Annotated in this window: 18 protein-coding genes; 2 read left to right on the top strand and 16 right to left on the bottom strand. The window is 40.8% G+C overall.

All coding sequences use genetic code 11. The annotated features are described in order from the left end of the window. Positions 1–196: 196 nt before the first annotated feature. From acpP to sdaAB, 8 genes are all read right to left on the bottom strand, one after another. A complete protein-coding gene (acpP, locus tag ACFO3P_RS21100) occupies positions 197–430 on the bottom strand; it encodes an acyl carrier protein (protein ID WP_042535086.1) in 234 nt (77 codons plus the stop codon). 195 nt (positions 431–625) lie between these two features. After that, positions 626–1,366, bottom strand: a complete 741-nt coding sequence (gene fabG, locus ACFO3P_RS21095; RefSeq protein WP_042535087.1) for a 3-oxoacyl-[acyl-carrier-protein] reductase — start codon at positions 1,364–1,366, stop codon at positions 626–628. Then, positions 1,366–2,304, bottom strand: a complete 939-nt coding sequence (fabD, locus tag ACFO3P_RS21090; RefSeq protein ID WP_042535088.1) for an ACP S-malonyltransferase — start codon at positions 2,302–2,304, stop codon at positions 1,366–1,368. Before fabD ends, fabG begins: the two co-directional genes overlap by 1 nt. Next, a complete protein-coding gene (gene plsX, locus ACFO3P_RS21085) occupies positions 2,305–3,306 on the bottom strand; it encodes a phosphate acyltransferase PlsX (protein WP_289584555.1) in 1,002 nt (333 codons plus the stop codon). A gap of 4 nt (positions 3,307–3,310) precedes the next feature. After that, positions 3,311–3,883: a transcription factor FapR gene (gene fapR / locus ACFO3P_RS21080; RefSeq protein ID WP_042535091.1), complete on the bottom strand. Its 573-nt coding sequence runs from the start codon at positions 3,881–3,883 to the stop codon at positions 3,311–3,313. 236 nt (positions 3,884–4,119) lie between these two features. Further along, entirely contained in the window at positions 4,120–6,147 is a 2,028-nt protein-coding gene (gene recG / locus ACFO3P_RS21075; protein ID WP_139089152.1) for an ATP-dependent DNA helicase RecG, read from the bottom strand. A 427-nt stretch (positions 6,148–6,574) separates the two neighbouring features. Beyond that, positions 6,575–7,450, bottom strand: coding sequence for an L-serine ammonia-lyase, iron-sulfur-dependent, subunit alpha (sdaAA, locus tag ACFO3P_RS21070; RefSeq protein ID WP_042535096.1), 876 nt, complete (start codon positions 7,448–7,450; stop codon positions 6,575–6,577). 15 nt (positions 7,451–7,465) lie between these two features. After that, positions 7,466–8,128, bottom strand: coding sequence for an L-serine ammonia-lyase, iron-sulfur-dependent subunit beta (sdaAB, locus tag ACFO3P_RS21065; protein ID WP_042535097.1), 663 nt, complete (start codon positions 8,126–8,128; stop codon positions 7,466–7,468). A 236-nt stretch (positions 8,129–8,364) separates the two neighbouring features. On the opposite strand from sdaAB, the gene ACFO3P_RS21060 reads away from it, so the two are divergent. Further along, entirely contained in the window at positions 8,365–9,621 is a 1,257-nt protein-coding gene (locus tag ACFO3P_RS21060) for an NCS2 family permease (protein ID WP_042535099.1), read from the top strand. Between the two features lie 56 nt (positions 9,622–9,677). Here ACFO3P_RS21060 and ACFO3P_RS21055 read toward each other — a convergent pair whose 3' ends face one another. Next, positions 9,678–11,336 carry a DAK2 domain-containing protein gene (locus ACFO3P_RS21055; RefSeq protein ID WP_042535101.1) on the bottom strand — a complete coding sequence of 553 codons (1,659 nt, stop codon included), beginning with the start codon at positions 11,334–11,336 and terminating at the stop codon, positions 9,678–9,680. Positions 11,337–11,355: 19 nt separating this feature from the next. Beyond that, the gene (locus tag ACFO3P_RS21050) at positions 11,356–11,718 is read right to left on the bottom strand and encodes an Asp23/Gls24 family envelope stress response protein (RefSeq protein WP_042535103.1); all 363 of its coding nucleotides are present in this window, start codon (positions 11,716–11,718) and stop codon (positions 11,356–11,358) included. A gap of 388 nt (positions 11,719–12,106) precedes the next feature. Here ACFO3P_RS21050 and rpmB point away from each other — a divergent pair, with 388 nt between their 5' ends. Then, positions 12,107–12,295, top strand: coding sequence for a 50S ribosomal protein L28 (rpmB, locus tag ACFO3P_RS21045; protein WP_010649390.1), 189 nt, complete (start codon positions 12,107–12,109; stop codon positions 12,293–12,295). A gap of 252 nt (positions 12,296–12,547) precedes the next feature. On the opposite strand, the gene spoVM is transcribed toward rpmB, so the two are convergent. From spoVM to ACFO3P_RS21015, 6 genes are all read right to left on the bottom strand, one after another. Further along, the gene (gene spoVM / locus ACFO3P_RS21040) at positions 12,548–12,631 is read right to left on the bottom strand and encodes a stage V sporulation protein SpoVM (protein ID WP_042535106.1); all 84 of its coding nucleotides are present in this window, start codon (positions 12,629–12,631) and stop codon (positions 12,548–12,550) included. A 123-nt stretch (positions 12,632–12,754) separates the two neighbouring features. After that, positions 12,755–13,402: a thiamine diphosphokinase gene (locus ACFO3P_RS21035; RefSeq protein ID WP_042535108.1), complete on the bottom strand. Its 648-nt coding sequence runs from the start codon at positions 13,400–13,402 to the stop codon at positions 12,755–12,757. Continuing rightward, complete coding sequence (rpe, locus tag ACFO3P_RS21030) at positions 13,399–14,055, bottom strand: ribulose-phosphate 3-epimerase (protein ID WP_193063355.1); 657 nt, start codon at positions 14,053–14,055, stop codon at positions 13,399–13,401. The genes ACFO3P_RS21035 and rpe overlap by 4 nt, the downstream gene beginning before the upstream one ends. 2 nt (positions 14,056–14,057) lie before the next feature. Beyond that, entirely contained in the window at positions 14,058–14,939 is an 882-nt protein-coding gene (rsgA, locus tag ACFO3P_RS21025; protein ID WP_042535112.1) for a ribosome small subunit-dependent GTPase A, read from the bottom strand. Continuing rightward, positions 14,940–17,153 carry a Stk1 family PASTA domain-containing Ser/Thr kinase gene (gene pknB / locus ACFO3P_RS21020; RefSeq protein ID WP_193063353.1) on the bottom strand — a complete coding sequence of 738 codons (2,214 nt, stop codon included), beginning with the start codon at positions 17,151–17,153 and terminating at the stop codon, positions 14,940–14,942. Then, positions 17,150–17,911, bottom strand: coding sequence for a Stp1/IreP family PP2C-type Ser/Thr phosphatase (locus ACFO3P_RS21015; protein WP_042535116.1), 762 nt, complete (start codon positions 17,909–17,911; stop codon positions 17,150–17,152). The genes pknB and ACFO3P_RS21015 overlap by 4 nt, the downstream gene beginning before the upstream one ends. Positions 17,912–18,157 lie beyond the last annotated feature (246 nt).

Below are 18,157 nucleotides of genomic sequence, written 5' to 3'. Positions count from 1 at the left end.
ACGTTGCCGGAATTCTTTAATACATACAGATACTGACTTATATAACCTTTATTTTACCACATACTTTAATAAATTATTTATTTCATGATTAAGCACGGCCACCAGCACCATCTTTCAATAAGACAGGTAACCACTACGTTAAATAGCTATGGGAAAGCCTCTAAAAAGAAGCTTTCCCATAGGTTGTTTTTATTCATTAAGCTTTGCTGTTTATGTAATCTACAGCATCACCTACTGTATTAATCTTTTCAGCATCTTCATCAGCAATTTCAATATCAAACTCGTCTTCTAATTCCATAACAAGCTCAACAACATCTAGTGAATCTGCTTCAAGGTCATCTTTAAATGAAGCTTCTAAAACTACTTTTTCTTCGTCTACATCCAGACGATCAGAAATAATAGACTTTACTTGTTCAAACACATCTGCCATTACCCGTTCACCTCCTTTCAAAATATATCATTATTTTTTGTTTCACTTTAAAAATTAAAAAGCAGAACGGACATGATGTCCTATTATTGACGCTGGTCACATGATGCGGCCATTTTTAGTCAATGAAAGTGTAACTGAGGTGTTTGCCTAAAGGCTTCGCAAATACCAATTTTTCTTTATTGTTCTGCAATTGTATTACATCACCATTCCACCGTCAATATGAATGGTCTGCCCTGTAATATAATTTGCATCTTCACTTGCTAAAAAGCGGACAACCCGTGCGACGTCTTCCGGTTTGCCTAAGCGCGCTAACGGCACTAATTGCAATAAAGATTCCTGTTGTTCTTCACTTAATAAATCCGTCATATCTGTAGAAATAAACCCTGGTGCAACAGCATTCACTAAGATATTTCGTGAAGCAAGCTCTTTTGCGGTTGTTTTGGTTAAACCAATTACTCCCGCTTTGGCTGCAACATAATTAGCCTGTCCGGGATTTCCGCTTACTCCGACGATGGAAGCTACATTAATAATACGTCCTGATTTTTGCTTCATCATTTGACGGGTGACTGCTTTCGTACATAAGAACGTGCCTTTCAGGTTGGTTTGAATCACCTGATCGAATTCATCTTCTTTCATTCGCATCAATAAATTATCCTTCGTAATACCGGCATTGTTCACCAATATATCGATCGATCCAAATTCTTCCACAGCCTGCTTCATGAGTTGTTTAACAGATTCTTCCTCAGAAATATTTGCCTGTACTTTAACTGCTTTTACTCCGAGCTCCTGAATTTCTCCAACAACCTCTTCTGCTTTTGCTTCACTACCTGAATAGTTTACAATGACATTTGCTCCATTTTTTGCCAGTTCCAAAGCAATTGCTCTGCCAATCCCTCTGGAAGCTCCCGTTACTACTGCTGTTTGACCTTGTAACATTATTCTTCCTCCTTGTACCAGCGAATAAACGCGTCGAGTGATTCCTGATCCTGTACAGCAAATGTTTTTGTTTTCCGATCGATTTTTTTCAATAATCCACAAAGTACTTTACCTGTACCTACTTCAACAAATGCATCCACATCTTCTTCCAGCATCTTTTGAATCGATTCTTCAAAACGTACCGGCGAGTAGAGCTGCTGTACTAATAATTCTTTCATGGTTTCTTTTTCCGTTACTGCATCAGCTGAAACATTTGCATAAACAGGTGTTTTTGCATCTCCTAGAGCTGTTTCATTTAAATGTGCTGCAAAATCCTCGTTAGCCTGCTTCATCAACCCGGAATGGAACGGTCCGCTTACATTTAGCGGCAATACCCGTTTTGCTCCTGCTTCTTTTAATAATGCAGCTGCTTGTTCCACGCCTGCAACAGAACCGGAAATAACAATCTGCCCCGGACAATTTAAATTGGCAATATCTACAATTTCGTCTTTCACTTGCTCAAGTGCTTCCTGAACCTTGTCCTGACCAAGACCTAACACAGCAGCCATGGTTCCCTGCCCTTTTGGAAATGCCTGTTCCATTAAACGTCCTCTTACTTTAACAAGCTGAATTGCGTCCTGCCATTTGATTGCACCAGCAGCAACTAATGCACTGTACTCCCCCAAGCTATGTCCAACAACCATCGAAGGCTGAATGCCGTTTTCTTCTAAGAGCTTGGATACGGCAACACTGGATAATAATAGTGCCGGCTGTGTATTCTCTGTTTCCGTCAAAGTTTCTTTCGGTCCTTCAAACATAAGTGTCTGGATATCCATATCCAGCACTTCGTTTGCTTCTTGATACAGAGCCTGCACCTGCGGATAAGCGTCATATAAATCTTTCCCCATGCCAACAGCCTGCGACCCTTGTCCCGGGAACATAAATGCAATACGTTTCATTTATTTCTCCTCCTCTTCATTGATCGTTTCAATGGTATTCTGAATCGTTGCGGTCACATTGTTCTCAACCATATAAACTGCCTGCTTCACAGCATTGGTGATTGCCCGGCTTTTGGAAGATCCGTGCGCTTTAATTACTGGTGCAGAAAGTCCAAATAACCCCGCACCGCCATACTCTGAGTAATCTAACCGGTCTTTTATACCTTTCAAGTCATTTTTAACAAGCGCCGCAGCAATTTTGGTTTTTGTGGAAGACATAAAAGCACCTTTTAAAAGAGAAAAGATTGTTTCGGCAACTCCTTCCATGGTTTTTAATGCTACGTTTCCGCTAAAGCCATCAGTCACCACAACATCTGCCACACCATTTAATATATCTCTTGCTTCTACATTCCCTACAAAATGGATGGGTGCATTTTCTAGAAGCTGAAAAGCTTTTTTCGTTAAGTCATTCCCTTTTCCATCTTCTGTGCCTACATTTAATAAGCCGACTCGAGGCTTTTTAATATTTCTTACTCTCTCCACATAAATGGAGCCCATAATAGCGTATTGAAGCAAATGCTCTGGTTTTGCGTCAACATTTGCGCCGACATCAAGCATTAAGAAGCCTTGCCCGTCTACTGTTGGAAAAGTAGGACTCAATGCAGGGCGGTCAATTCCTGGAATACGCCCCACGACAAACAAGCCGGCACTCATTAATGCGCCTGTATTCCCTGCAGAAATACATGCATCTGCCTCTCCGTCTTTAACAGCTTTAGCCATTAAAACAAGGGAAGCATTCTTTTTGCGCCGTACTGCTTTTACTGGTTCATCCTCTGAGGTTATTTTTTCATCTGTATGTATGATTTTAATTTGCTTGCTGTCCGTTAAAATTGGTTTAATTTGATTTTCATCCCCATAGAGGGTAATTTGTAAATCTTTATTTTCTTTTACAGCTTCCATGGCACCTAATACAATTTCCTTTGGTGCATGGTCGCCTCCCATTGCATCTATCGCTAATCGCATTGATTTATTCTCCTTTGCTTTCACTGGAATGAAACATGAAAAATTCACCTGTAAGCACAGGCTCATTATTCACAAAGCTGTTCACTTCCACGATGGTGTATCCCCGCTTGTCTCTTCCTTTAACAACCGCTTTGGCAACCACTCTTTCTCCTTCTTTCACCTGTCTTTTAAAGCGAAGAGTGGATTTCGCGGTTAAAGCAAGTTCATCGTTAATGACGGCTACAGCTAATGAATTTGCCTGGGCGAACAGATGATGCCCTCTGGCGATTTTATTTCTGGAAAAAACAAACTCTGACGTGATATCGAGCATAGAGATAGCCCGCTCATCCAACTCCAAATCAATAATATCTCCAATTACTTCTTCCACTGGCAAAGCTTTAACCGTTTCATTCCATTGCTTTGTAGCAACATGTTTTATCCGTTCACGAAGTTCAGGAATAGACAGCTCCATACGGTCCAGCCGAATCGTTTGAATACTCACTTGAAAATCTTTAGCAAGCTGTTCATCCGTTACAAATGGAGAGTCTTCGATTTTTTCTCTTAATAACGATTGCCGTTCTGCTTTTGATCGTCTCATTTCTATCATCAAACTTTCATTTAATATTTTCAGAGGTGTCGATTCTTTTTTGCCATATTACAATAGCTTCGGAAGGGCATGTAATCGCCGTCCCGGCTCTTGTCCCGATCCGGGAAAAAGAGCGCTTATTGAATACTGCCGATGGTGAAGTTTCGTTTTAAGACTTGGTACTAATAGTAATATATAATAGCATGCTTTTTTATGCAAGTAATCTATTGATTTAACTGCTGTCTCTGCTAATCCAATTTTTCAAGCAGCCCCTCTTCTTCTGATAATATTTCCTTTAAATACTTGTAGTCTTCGGATTGTAATAAATTATTTTCAACAATATGCTGTGCATCCTGGCGCGCGGTTTCCAGCGCGCGGTAATCGTGTACCATGTCAGCTACTTTAAATTCGGGCATACCGCTTTGTTTTCTGCCAAAAAAATCGCCCGGTCCGCGCAATTGCAAGTCCTGTTCGGACAGTTCAAATCCATCACTTGTTTCTGACATGATGCGCATCCGCTCTTTGCCTACTTCCCCTTTGGGTTCTGCAATCAGAATACAGTAACTCTGCTTACTTCCTCTGCCGACTCGCCCCCGGAGCTGATGCAGCTGCGACAAGCCAAAACGTTCTGCATCGTAAATTACCATTACGGTAGCATTCGGAACGTTCACTCCGACTTCGACAACGGTTGTTGAAACTAACACCTTTACCCTGTTATCTGCAAAATCGCGCATTACTTCATCCTTCTCCGCGGAAGATAGGCGGCCATGCATTAAGCCAATTTCCATTTCATTATCGTAGTAAGCTGTCAGCTGATGGTACAGGTCAACAGCGTTTTGAATATCTAATTTATCCGATTCCTCAATAAGCGGACTGATAATATATGCCTGCTCGCCCTGCTTAACCCGCTCTTGAATAAAATCAAGAATCCGTTCAAACATATTTTCCTTCACCCATAATGTTTCAATCTCTTTTCTCCCGGAAGGAAGCTGATTGATAATGGATACATCCATATCGCCAAATGTTGTAATCGCAAGCGTTCTGGGAATCGGGGTTGCTGTCATAAATAAAACATCCGGATCCAGTCCTTTATCTCGCAATGTCCTGCGCTGCGCAACTCCGAAGCGATGCTGCTCATCCACAATTGCTAAGCCTAAAGCCTTAAATAAGACATCCTCCTGAATAAGTGCATGCGTTCCAATCACAATATCAATTTCTTGATTTTCAATTTGCCGGGTCAGCTCTTTTCGTTTTTTCCCCTTCACAGATCCTGTTAACAAAGCAACGTCCGCTCTGCCTTCCAGCATCGTTTGAAAGGATTGGAAATGCTGTTCCGCTAAAATTTCAGTAGGAACCATTAAAGCTCCCTGCTTACCAGCTGTAACAGCAGCGTATAGACAAATTGCCGCAACAGCGGTTTTCCCGGAGCCAACGTCGCCTTGAAGCAGCCGGTTCATTCGATAAGCACTTTTCATATCCTTTAAAATTTCAGTTAATGCTTTTTGCTGCGCATCGGTTAATGTAAACGGCAATGATGTAATAAAACTTTCAACTTTATTCACCTGATAATCCTGTTCATTCCCCTTGGTGGATTCACGATTTATTTTTCGAATCAATTGCATCTTCAGCTGAAACAGCAGAAATTCTTCATAGATAAACCGCCTCCGTGCATGCTTTAAAGCAACCCTGCTCTCCGGAAAATGCATCGTCCTTACTGCAGCTTTCCTTTCCGGAAGCTTATAATTTTCCAAATAAGAAGCAGGAAGAATCTCTGTGATATCGTCCACATGTGAGTCAAGCACCTGCTTGATAAGCTTTTGGAATTTATAAGAAGTTAAATCGCCTTTCAATGAATATACAGGGGTAATGGAATCATTTTCTTCCATTTTTCCTGTTTTATATTTACTGACTGTAATTTGCAGGCGGTGCGCGTCCCATTTTCCTGTTAAGGTAATATCTTGTCCCTGCTGAATCTGTTTCTTTGCGAATGCCCGGTTAAACATAATCGCTTTTACAGCAATCCCTTCCACTTCTACAGTGAAGCTTAACCGTGACTTTTTCTTTCCAAAAAAAGTAAGAGAAGGATTGTAAAGGACCTTCCCTTTAATCGTAACCTTCTCATCATGAACCAGTTCTTGCAGAGGTTTTTCTTCATAGATATCATATCGATACGGGAAATATTGTAATATATCATTCGTCTCGTAAATATGCATGAAGGCAAGCTGTTCTGCTACTTTTTCGCCAATACCTTTCACTTCTAAGATTGATTCATTCATTTCCAACATCCTTTTCTAAACCAAAAGCGCAGAGCGCCCTTGCAGGCTAAGAACGCGACGTCCATGTCGCAACGCCTGCACTAGCACGTCGTGTGCGTCGAAAAACGTAGAGATTGCGCCCCCGGTCTTTGGGGGTGGTTCGACCTTGGTCGAACTTCCTTTATTTAAAGAGATAAAGGAATCACGGTGAGGTAACGAACCGATGTTGACTTTCACCCGCAGGGCATAAGTTCGACTATGGCTCTGTCTGCGCCTGACGGCTTGCCAGTCGCTATGTCTTCTTTATCATAGGGCGTGACGTGAAATCTCCTAGTTTTTGGCGCTCGGAGCTGGCCGCGGCTATTCCTGAATACTATTAAATCCATACTAAAAATTATACTATACTAAAAAATGCAGGAGCTATTGCTATTTCTTATCTTTTCTTCTGTTAGACAGATACCCCAAAGATTTTTTCTTTTAGGAATCGCCCCGTTGGTGTATCAGCCAAGCCGCCTTCCCCTGTTTCACGTAAAGAAGAAGGCATTTGTTTTCCGATTCGATACATTGCTCCAATGACTTCATCACATGGAATACGGCTTTCTACACCCGCTAAAGCTAAGTCTGCAGATACAATAGCAAGAGAGGATCCTCCGGCATTTCTCTTCACACATGGAACTTCTACTAAACCAGCTACCGGATCACATACCAAGCCAAGCATGTTTTTTAATGTCATTGCAAAAGCATGAGCGGACTGCTCTGGTGTACCTCCCGCCATTTCAACGATAGCGGCAGAGGCCATTGCTCCTGCCGACCCGACTTCCGCTTGACACCCGCCTGCTGCACCAGAAATAAACGCATTGTTTGCCACCACGAAGCCGAATGCTCCGGAAGTGAATAAATACCGCACCATTTCTTCTCTCGTCGGATTCAATTGTTCTTTCACCGCAAATAATGTGCCGGGCACACAACCAGCGCTCCCGGCAGTCGGGGTGGCACAAATGATTCCCATGGCTGCATTTACTTCATTTGTTCCCATTGCTTTACTGACCGCGTCCATCATTAAATTACCGGACAGCGGGGTTTTTTCTTTCATATATTTTTGCACTTTCACAGCATCTCCGCCAGTAAGTCCTGTTACGGATTGGACCCCTTTCAGTGCATCCTCGATCGCATTTTCCATAACGACAAGATTTTTTTCCATCTCTGCAAAAACTTCATCTCTCGTTTTTTCTTTTACATCCATTTCTTGTCGTATCATTACTTCTGATATGGGGATGTTTTCTGTTTTTGCCATTTCCACTAACTCTGCAACCGTTCGAAACATCGCAATTCCCCCTTTTTAACTTACAATCTTTGCAATAGAGATAATGTGGTCAGCAGCCTGCAGCTCCTGTAATATAGAATCTTCTATATTCTGATCCACCTCAATAACCATCAGCGCCTCTTTGCCAACGTCTTTTCGATTTACTTCCATATGTCCAATATTCAATTCATATTTTGCCAGAATTCTCGTTACCGATGCAATCGCGCCAAAACGGTCATTATGCATAATTAGAATAGCGGGATGATTCCCGGATAAACGGAGCTCAAAGCCGTTCAATTCTGTAATCTCCACTTTCCCTCCGCCAATAGATATTCCCATCAGCTCTTGCTGTTCTTTGTCATCGCCGATAATCATACGGACTGTATTCGGATGGTCTACTGCTGCACTATCCTCAATAAACTCAATCTCTAATCCTTGTTCTTTCGCCAGCTGCAAAGATTTACTAATTTGCGGGTCATTGGTTTCCATACCTAAAAGGCCGCCGACAAGCGCAAAATCTGTTCCGTGTCCCCGATAGGTTTTAGCGAATGATTCATAAAGATGTATTTTTGCCCAGGCGGGCTGTCTTCCAAATAGGTTCCGGGCCGCTTTTCCAATACGTGCTGCTCCTGCCGTATGTGAACTGGAGGGTCCTACCATAACCGGACCGATAATATCGAATACGGAATTATATTTCATAAAAATAACACCGCCCTGTAATTGTTTTAGCTTTCCACTACTATTATAACAAAAATACGAGTTTCATTCACAATTTATTCATGAAAAAGCAACCATGCGTTCGAATCTCTTACAGTGATCTAGGCTAAATCCTGGGAATATTGACTTTCTGAACATCTTCTTATAATATTCAATTGTGGATAAAGATTTCATTCTTTATTGGGCGGGAGAGGGATAATAATATATTGAGGTTTCCTATGCAACAAAAAAATACGTTAAGAAAAGACATTGTTGCTGGTGTTATCGGTTATCTGACAACGGTATATATCGTCGTTGTAAATGGGAGCATCCTAAGTGAAGCAGGGCTTTCATTAGAAAACGGGATGATAGCAACCATTTTAGCGAGTTTTGCCGGCACTGTCATGATGGGGTTTTTCGGAAAACTTCCTCTCATCTTAATTCCTGGTATGGGGATTAATGCGTTATTTGCATTTTCAATTATTGGAAATAATGGATTTAGTTTCCATGAAGGTTTAGCTGTTGTCTGTTTAGCAGGACTATTATTTATGGTTACCGCCTTTACGAAGCTCAGCACCATCTTAAAAGAGGCTATACCGGACTCCCTGCAGCACGGGATAACAATCGGATTAGGGTTTTTCTTAATTCTGATTGGTGTTGAAAATAGCGGAATTGTTACAAGCGGAGAACAAACTGTCATTACAATCGGTGATTTTACTTCGCCAACTGTGATTGCAGGACTGATTACATTATTTGTTGCTATCTACCTGTTTGTAAAAGGGGTTCCAGCTAATTTTTTAATCACCATGATTGTTGGTACTTTCATTGCTATGGCATTCAATGTTCCGACAAATGGCGTTTCATCTGTAAGCTTTAACTTGGATGAATTACTATTTATTCCTTCATTTACAGCAATTGGCGACATCTCTTTTTGGCTATCTGTATTTACATTGACTTTAATTTTGATTTTTGAAAACATGGGTACACTATCCAGCCAATTAGATATGCTGAAATCACCTGAATCTTTTCAGAAATCTTATCGGATTACCGCAACATCTTCGTTTCTTTCTGGTATATTTGGGACATCGCCTACAATCTCAAGCGCTGAAAATGCAGCTGTGATAGCATCAGGAGGAAAGACTGGCAGAGCAGCGATAACTGCTGGTTTCTTATTTTTGGCTACGGTGGTATTTATTCCATGGATTTCCATTATTCCTGCAACAGCAATGAGCCCGATTCTAATTATTGTTGGATTCTTAATGGTTCAAAACATGAAATATTTGCCATGGAATCAATTTTCTGAATGTATCCCGGCACTGCTCATTATAGTGATGATTCCATTCACCTATAGTATTGGTGATGGAATGGCATTTGGTTTTATTGCCTATCCTATAGTGCAACTGGCTCTCGGAAAGAGAAATGAAATATCTAAGCCGCTGCTGCTCATATCCACTTTGTTTTTTATCGAGTTTGTTTTAAAGATCGTTGGTATATAAATAAAAGAAGCGTCCAGCCTGATTACAATATCAGAGTGGACGCTTCTTTATTTTTTTTACTCAACCGAGAAAATATAAGAATAGATAGGCTGTTCTCCGCGATGAACTTCAACTTCGATTTCATCATACTTTTCTTCCACATAAGCTTCTAATGCTTCGACTTCTTCTTCAGATACATCTTCTCCTGAAAGAATCGTTAAGATTTCACTGTCCTCCGAAATCATTTTATCAATCAGATCTTGAGCCGTTTCTTGTTTTTCCTTATGTGTTGTTACAATCTTTCCTTCATCAATCCCCATAAAATGCCCTTTAGCAATATCGATGCCATCAATTTGGGTATCCCTTACTGCATAAGTGATTTGCCCGCTCCGTACTTGCTTTCCTGCCTCTTCCATCACAGATTTATTTTCATCCAAAGATGATTCGGGATGGAATGACAGCATAGCACTGATGCCTTGTGGTATCGTTTTAGTCGGAACCACTCTAACATGGTCGCCGGCTAATTCTGCCGCCTGCTCCGCTGCCATTTGGATATTTTTATTATTAGGAAGGATAATGATTTTCTTTGCATTTGCTTTTTCAATTGCATCGGTAATATCCTTCGTGCTCGGGTTCATTGTCTGTCCGCCTTCAATGACTACGGCAGCCCCTAAGTTTTCAAACAGTTCCTTTAATCCATTTCCCATTGCTACAGTCACAATGCCATAAGCGGATTTTTCTTTTGGCGCTTCTTTTTTATCTCCGACAATTGCTGTGTGCTGTTCCCGCATGTTTTCGATTTTCAGATTAATCAAGCTGCCATACTGCTGGGCCAGATTTAAGCACGTGCCTGGAGCTTCAGCATGTACGTGCACTTTTACAATTTCATCATCCGCAACAACAAGGAGGGAATCTCCCCATTCACTTAATTCATTGCGGAAAGTCGTTTCATCAAAAGGATGATCTTTTAATTTTTCATCTTCTAATTTCACCATAAACTCTGTACAATATCCATATACAATATCCTCAGTATTCATGAAATCCTGAGTTACTTTATGATGTTCGGCATTGATCATTTCGTCCATTTTACCAGCAGCATCAGATTCTTCCGGCAGTTCTTCACCCTTTAGCGCAGCAAGAAAGCCTTCATAAATTGTCACCAGACCTTGACCGCCCGAGTCCACGACCCCTACTTCCTTTAAAACAGGCAATAGATCAGGAGTACGTTTTAACGATGCTTTTGCTTCTTTTAAAATTTCTTCCATGAATGCAATGATGTCCAAATTATTATCGGAAATTTCCATTGCTTTATTTCCGGTATCTTTTGCTACGGTAAGAATAGTTCCCTCTACAGGCTTCATAACCGCCTTATACGCTGCATGGACAGCCCCTTCAAAGGCTTCAGCAAAATCTTTTACATAAAGCTCTTTTTTTCCTTCACATGCTTTCGCAAAGCCGCGGAAGATCTGGGATAAAATCACACCAGAATTCCCTCTGGCTCCCATTAATAATCCCTTCGAAAAGGCACTTGTAACTTCATAAACCTTGTCTGTTTCCAGTTTCTTCACTTCATTTGCTCCAGAAGTGATTGTTAAGTTCATATTTGTTCCAGTATCCCCGTCAGGAACAGGGAAAACGTTTAATGCGTCAATTTTTTGTGCATTATTTGAAAGATGGTAAGCTCCGGTCAGCACCATCTGTGATAATAACGCTGCATCTATTTTCTCAACTGCCACATCTTCTCCTCCTTCTGCTCTATTCCTTTTCTACTCGGACACCTTGAATAAATATATTTACCGAATCAATTTCTAAACCTAAGGATTGACTAAGTGTATATTTTACCTGTGATTGCACATTATGTGCCACTTCAGAAATTTTTGTACCATAACTTACAATAATATACAAGTCAATATGTAGCTTCCCGTCTTCTTGACGCACGACAATTCCTTTTGAATAATTCTCTTTGCGCAGTATTTCTGAAATATTATCTTTAATTTGGCTTTTCGATGCCATTCCTACAATTCCATAGCATTCAACAGCTGTTCCACCAGCTATTGTTGCAATAACATCTGTTGTTATCGTAACGAGTCCATCGTTTGTATGCAACTCTATTGACATAACTACAGCTCCTTTTATTACAAAATATGTTTAATCGCTGTCCAAACAAACTGAAGGGGACGAGTTATCGTTGCCCACTTCCATTTAATCATTCGTTTTTCCACCATATATGGTTAAAATTATACTATACGCTCTGCCATTTTAAAAGAGAGCCTGCGAGAATTCGAAAACCTGTCCACTCAACCATTGCCTTCTATTCTATGCAGAAGAAAAACTCCATTATTACAATGGATGATTTTCATTCATCTGTCAAGCAATTTTTCTTTCACAGGATGTTCAAAAAGCACACAGACTTTAACGAATAAAAAAGATTCAATTGCAATATCGGGGAAGTTATGATAAATTAAGTTAGTGGTATACTGATTTTGGAATGTAAGGAGGGAATGACATGGCTAGAAAATGTGTTGTAACTGGACGCCAAACACGTAGTGGTAACCAACGTTCTCACGCTATGAATTCCAACAAGCGTAATTGGAAAGCAAATGTACAAAAAGTACGTATTATGGTAGATGGAAAACCGAAGAAAGTATATGTATCTGCTCGTGCATTAAAATCAGGCAAAGTAGAACGTGTATAATATACGAAAATATGTGCATATGCCTTAAAAACACCATGTTTTGCATGGTGTTTTTTTGTGTCTAAAAAAATTTTACTATCATTGGAGAAGTAATAAATACATATCATGGTTATCAGTTTCAGGTTTTTCTCCACAAAGAAATTATTTTCAGCTTTACTTTTTTTCTTAAATTATCTCTTTCAACTAAACGAATTTCTCTAAATTCCTCTAAAAAATAAGCTTTTGCCGTTAATGACAAAAGCTCGTTTACTATTACTTTTCTTTTTTAAATACACCAATAATCACTTTTACAAATCCGCCTACAAACTTAGGAAGCTTAATCGTATAAAATTTCATTTATAAAGGCCCTCCCTGTTTAACTATCCTATTTGCTCCTAAAGGATGTTCAAAAAGTCCGCTAAAAATGACGTATCGAACTTCTTAATCCCCTTTATCGTAATGTTGAACACTTATCATTAGTTAAACTGCATCATAACTCTTTACTAGTATTAGTATGCCTTTAGAGAAAGAAAAAGTACCTTTTTTTTGACTAAGCTCATTAGATATGCATAAAGATGATCCCCAATGTATCGTTTTATTTTCTAATGGGTATACAAATCCGGTCAATGTTAATCCGGCAGCCACAGGTGTAAATGCTAAAAAAGAAATATAAGAATATCCTTCCTCCTCCACTGAATAGCTGCCCGGCTTCAGCATTTCAATACGGTTCCCCTTATCAAGTATAACCGCACGCTTTCCTTGCTGTAATAATGGGTAAAGCAGCTGCAGATTCATTAATGCATGATCCAGCCTGCCCCCAGTTGCTCCAAACAAGTAAAATTCACTTGCTTCCTTCTTTTTTCCCGTCTCGATAGCAATCTCTAAATCCGTCTGATTCTTCATCACCGGGTGCTTATCAAAAAGCTCCGCATGTTTTTCAATAATAGCATATTCGCTTTCAGTGACAGAATCAAAATCTCCAAGTGCAATGTCTATCGTTATTCCCTGCTCTGCTAAATAAAGTGCCCCGCGATCAGCGCCAATCCAAAAATCCACTTCCTCTTGATAGGTTAACAGATTGGGTAACTGTTCTTTCGGACCATTACCTACAATGCCGACACGCGTCATTGTTTCTCTGCACTCTTGCGAATCACGTCAATGGCTGCTTTTCGGTCACGCTGATTAAAAATAGCACTTCCTGCGACTAATACATCTGCACCATTTTCCGTACATACAGGCGCAGTTTCCTCATTTACTCCGCCATCGATTTCTATTTCAAAGCTTAAGCCCATTTCTTCACGCCAGGAGGCTATCTGGGCAACCTTAGGGACAACTTCTTTAATGAAAGACTGCCCCCCAAAGCCTGGATTCACAGTCATCAATAAAACAAGATCCACTTCCGTTAAAACCGGCTTAATGGCTTCGGCTGAAGTGCCCGGGTTAATAACGACGCCAGGCTTTACACCATGGGAGCGAATCAATTGTAATGTACGGTGCAGATGCACACAGGCTTCTTGATGGACGGTAATGATAGATGCACTTTTAGCAAATTGCGGTATATATGCATCTGGATTTTCTATCATTAAATGAACATCTAACGGCAAATTTGTAATTGGTTTAATCGCATCTGCGATTAAAGGACCAATGGTAATGTTAGGAACAAAATGTCCATCCATGACATCAACATGAATATAATCTGCCCCGGCTTGTTCCACTTCTTTGATTTCTTCTCCAAGCTTGGCAAAATCAGCTGATAAAATAGAAGGTGCTATTTTTGTCATAATTAATACCTCGGCTTTCTCGTTTTAATTTCTTCTAGGAAACGTAAATAATGATCGTATCTGAAGTCAGCTATAGCTCCATCCGAAACAGCTGCTTTCACTGCACATTTGGGTTCTTTATCATGCAAACAGCCCCGAAATTTACAATCCGGCATATGAAGTCTGATTTCAGGAAAACACGGTCCCAAATCTTCCGGCTCTAAATCGGAAAACTCTAACGCACTAAATCCAGGCGTGTCCGCCACAAGCCCTTCTCCAATTGCCAGGAGCTCTACATGCCTTGTGGTATGCTTTCCCCTTCCAAGACTTTTTGAAATCTCAGCTGTTTCCAAATACAGATTTGGATCCAGTGTGTTTAATAACGATGATTTGCCGACGCCGGACTGCCCCGCAAAAACGGTCACCTTATCTTTAAAATAGGGCATTACTTCAGAAATCCATTCCGGCTCTTTGGATGATAACAGCTTCACTTCATAGCCGATCTCCTGATAGGCTGTTTGATATTCCTTAATTCTATCGATTTCTGCTTGCGCTATTAAATCCATTTTTGTAATAAGAATCAAAGGCTGAATATGCTTTGATTCTACAAGGACAAGAAAACGGTCCAGCAATAGCGGATTGAAGTCCGGAGAAGTTGCGGCACTGACAATTCCTACTTGATCAATATTCGCAATAGGAGGCCGAATAAGCTCATTCGACCTGTCTCTTACTTTCATAATGTAGCCTTCCACTTCATTACGAACTTCAAATTCCACAAAATCGCCAACTAGAGGGGTGATTTTTTTATTTCGGAATACCCCTCTGCCCCTGCAAGCATAAACTCCTTCATTTGACTGTACATAGTAGAAGCCGCTTAATGCTTTAATAATTCTTCCTACTGCCATCTACTCTTCCTCTCCATCATAGGATACAGTCCTTTCCGTAATTTCCTCGTCATCTCTGGTGATTCGATACTCGGCATCCGTTCCTGGCGCAATCGTTAATGTGAACGTCACTTCGGTATCTTCTGTTATTGTCTCTTCCCGATATACATCTGAAATATCGTTATTACTGTCACCTATATAGATTCGCACCGTTTGCTCCTCTGGTTCTGCCGGTTCTGTTTCTTCTTCATTCTCTGCATTTGCTTCTTCATTATTGGAATCTTCGTTATTCGAATCTTCATTATTTGTGTCCTCGTTCTCTGCATTCTCTTCATCTGATTCGCTGTTTTGCTCTTCGTCATTATTCCCGTCACCAGATGATTGTTCTTCGTTGTCTTCCTCTTGATTTCCTTCGTTCTCTTCTCCGCCTTCTTCAGCTGATTCCTCTTCATTATTAAGCGTATATGGAACCATATACGAAACAGAATGAGACCGCGGCGGTTCCTCTTCCGGCCCTAAAGAGAAATAAACATCAACGGTAGAACCTTTTTCAATATCTGTTCCTGATTCTGGAGATTGTCTGACAACAAGCCCTTCTTCGACATCATCTGAATGCTCTTCATGCTTATTCATAACCAATTCATTACGATCAACATAAGCTTGTGCTTCTTCTTCACTCATTCCTGTCAGGTTATTAAGGCTCACCATCTCTGGTCCAGCACTGACTTCAAAAATAACCTTCGTATCTGCTGGAACGACAGATGATTCCGGATCCGGCTGCACCTGCGAAATTATCTCGCCGACAGGCTGGTCAGAGTTTCTTTCAAAAGGTGTAATATCTTCAAAACCTTCTTGGTTCAATTGTGCTTCCACCTCTTCAAAATCTTCTCCGACAAAATCACCAAATTCCACTTGTTCTGGCCCTTGACTGACAAACAGAGTGATTGCTGCCCCTTCTTTAATTGTTCTTCCAGCAACAGGATTGGTTCTCTCCACATATCCGGCCTCAATTTCCTCCGAATTAACCTCTTCTATTTCAACTAGAAGATTTTGACTTTCCAGTGCCTCTCTTGCTTCATCTGCCGGTTCATTTACATAATCGGCTATCGTGACATCTTGAGGCTGCATCGCATACACAACCGCAGCAGTTCCGATACCGATAAGTAATAATAATAGAACCGATATCCAGATAATTTTTTTCTTTTTACTGGCAGGTTTCTTTTTCTTCTTTTCTTTTTTCTTTTTATTGTCATCATCCGGGTAGCTTTTTGTCGGCTCTGTATCCGCTTGATGAACTATCGTCCGTCCTGCTTCTGTATCATCCTCGGACAAATCATCGTCTGTAATAATTGGAATCGCTTTTGTCTCGTCGCCTTCTTCATCCGGAATCGTAAAAGGATCCTCATGTAATTTTTCCGGTGACAATGCAGTTTCAAGAGCTGCCTCAAACTGATAGACATCTTCATAACGATAAAATGAATTTTTAGCTGTTGCCTGCAAAACAATATTCTCTACACTCTGCGGGATATCCGGGTTGATTTCTTTCACAGACGGTGTATCGCTTTGCAAATGCTTTAATGCAATAGATACTGGGGATTGCCCAGAAAAAGGCAATTTCCCAGTCAATAATTCAAACAATACAATACCTAATGAATAAATATCTGATTTTTTTGTTGCCATTCCGCCGCGCGCCTGCTCTGGTGACAGGTAATGAACAGAACCCAAGATAGAATTGGTTTGCGTCAATGCGGTTGCGCTGAGAGCCATCGCAATCCCGAAATCTGTCACTTTCGCCTGGCCAAAACGGTCAATTAATATATTTTGAGGCTTGATATCACGATGAATAATATCATTTTCATGTGCCAGCGCAATAGCAGAAGCGATCTGTTTCATGATATCCAGCGCTAGGGGAACCTCTATTGGCCCAAACTGCTGAATATACTCCTTTAAAGTCATCCCCTCTACATATTCCATAATCATATACAATACCTGATCGTCTTCACCGACGTCGAAGATATTGACAATATTCGGATGAGAGAGAGAGCTTGCAGATTGCGCTTCACGGTCAAAGCGGGCAATAAACTCCTGGTCGTGTACATAGTCGGTACGCAATGCTTTAACAGCTACATCACGCTCAAGAATGGTATCTCTGGCGAGAAAGACATTAGCCATTCCGCCGCCGCCTATTTTTCTCTCGATTCGATAACGGTCATTTAGTAAGTGTCCCGTGTTCATGCAGGTTCACCTGCCTCCGAGCCTGAACCGTCATGTGTTATCAAGATAAGCGATATATTATCTTCTCCACCGCGCTGATTCGCTAAATCAACAAGTTGGCGACCTATCTCATCCATCTCGTTATCTGCCGTAATATGTTGTGCTAATTCCGTTTGACTGAGTTTATCTGACAGACCATCTGAACATAGCAGCAGCCGGTCTCCCGCCTGCCATGTCAGCGTCTTTACATCTGTATCAACTTTGGCGTCTGTCCCCAGCGCACGAATAATGTAATTTTTATAAGGATGGACCTCAGCATCCCCCTCTGTAATCTCGCCTCTTTTTACAAGCTCATTTACAAAGGAATGATCCTCTGTCAGCTGTTCAACCTGACTGCCTCTGGCAATATACAAGCGGCTGTCCCCAATGTGGGCAATCGTAAGGGAATCTCCTATTATCACTACGGCTACAAGGGTTGTCCCCATCCCTTCCAGCTGCTTGTTTTCTTGCGATTTCTGAAAAATTTGTTCATTTGTTTCTTTAATTGTTTGTTGAAACCACTGTTCAATCTCATCTGTGTTTTCAACTTGTTCGGTTTCTTCCCATCTGTTTTTAATATTATCAACAGCCAGCATACTTGCTACATCACCTGCTTGATGACCTCCCATGCCATCAGCAATAATGGCAATTGGCTGCTTGCTTTTATTTTCAAAAACACCGCCTGCATCTTCATTATGATTGCGAACTTGTCCGCAATGCGTTAAGAAAAGTCCTTTCAAGAGCTACTCCCCCTTTACAAATCCAAATATATATCCTTCTCAAATAATACTGATTACTTTTCGTAAATGAATGTCCACAAATAAGATAAAGTGAAACTTCATTTCGCGGGGCTTTTCTCCTCCACGAAATGATAATTAAACTAATCAGACTGTTACTTACTGCTGAAGTCCCGCTTAGAATTTTCGATTCTCTCTTCTCGAATCGGGAATCTTACAAAAGTCCTTCAGTGGGACGAGTAATCGCAG

It is taken from the genome of Oceanobacillus aidingensis, from assembly GCF_042654105.1.
Lineage (GTDB): Bacteria > Bacillota > Bacilli > Bacillales > Amphibacillaceae > Oceanobacillus > Oceanobacillus oncorhynchi.
This window is presented reverse-complemented; position numbering and strand designations above follow the sequence as displayed.

What these genes read in the sequence shown, in the direction of transcription:
- acpP (WP_042535086.1), bottom strand. Translation starts at nt 430, where the DNA reads ATGGCAGATGTGTTTGAACAAGTAAAGTCTATTATTTCTGATCGTCTG.
- fabG (WP_042535087.1), bottom strand. Translation starts at nt 1,366, where the DNA reads ATGTTACAAGGTCAAACAGCAGTAGTAACGGGAGCTTCCAGAGGGATT.
- fabD (WP_042535088.1), bottom strand. Translation starts at nt 2,304, where the DNA reads ATGAAACGTATTGCATTTATGTTCCCGGGACAAGGGTCGCAGGCTGTT.
- plsX (WP_289584555.1), bottom strand. Translation starts at nt 3,306, where the DNA reads ATGCGATTAGCGATAGATGCAATGGGAGGCGACCATGCACCAAAGGAA.
- fapR (WP_042535091.1), bottom strand. Translation starts at nt 3,883, where the DNA reads ATGAGACGATCAAAAGCAGAACGGCAATCGTTATTAAGAGAAAAAATC.
- recG (WP_139089152.1), bottom strand. Translation starts at nt 6,147, where the DNA reads ATGAATGAATCAATCTTAGAAGTGAAAGGTATTGGCGAAAAAGTAGCA.
- sdaAA (WP_042535096.1), bottom strand. Translation starts at nt 7,450, where the DNA reads ATGTTTCGAACGGTTGCAGAGTTAGTGGAAATGGCAAAAACAGAAAAC.
- sdaAB (WP_042535097.1), bottom strand. Translation starts at nt 8,128, where the DNA reads ATGAAATATAATTCCGTATTCGATATTATCGGTCCGGTTATGGTAGGA.
- ACFO3P_RS21060 (WP_042535099.1), top strand. Translation starts at nt 8,365, where the DNA reads ATGCAACAAAAAAATACGTTAAGAAAAGACATTGTTGCTGGTGTTATC.
- ACFO3P_RS21050 (WP_042535103.1), bottom strand. Translation starts at nt 11,718, where the DNA reads ATGTCAATAGAGTTGCATACAAACGATGGACTCGTTACGATAACAACA.
- rpmB (WP_010649390.1), top strand. Translation starts at nt 12,107, where the DNA reads ATGGCTAGAAAATGTGTTGTAACTGGACGCCAAACACGTAGTGGTAAC.
- spoVM (WP_042535106.1), bottom strand. Translation starts at nt 12,631, where the DNA reads ATGAAATTTTATACGATTAAGCTTCCTAAGTTTGTAGGCGGATTTGTA.
- ACFO3P_RS21035 (WP_042535108.1), bottom strand. Translation starts at nt 13,402, where the DNA reads ATGACGCGTGTCGGCATTGTAGGTAATGGTCCGAAAGAACAGTTACCC.
- rpe (WP_193063355.1), bottom strand. Translation starts at nt 14,055, where the DNA reads ATGACAAAAATAGCACCTTCTATTTTATCAGCTGATTTTGCCAAGCTT.
- rsgA (WP_042535112.1), bottom strand. Translation starts at nt 14,939, where the DNA reads ATGGCAGTAGGAAGAATTATTAAAGCATTAAGCGGCTTCTACTATGTA.
- pknB (WP_193063353.1), bottom strand. Translation starts at nt 17,153, where the DNA reads ATGAACACGGGACACTTACTAAATGACCGTTATCGAATCGAGAGAAAA.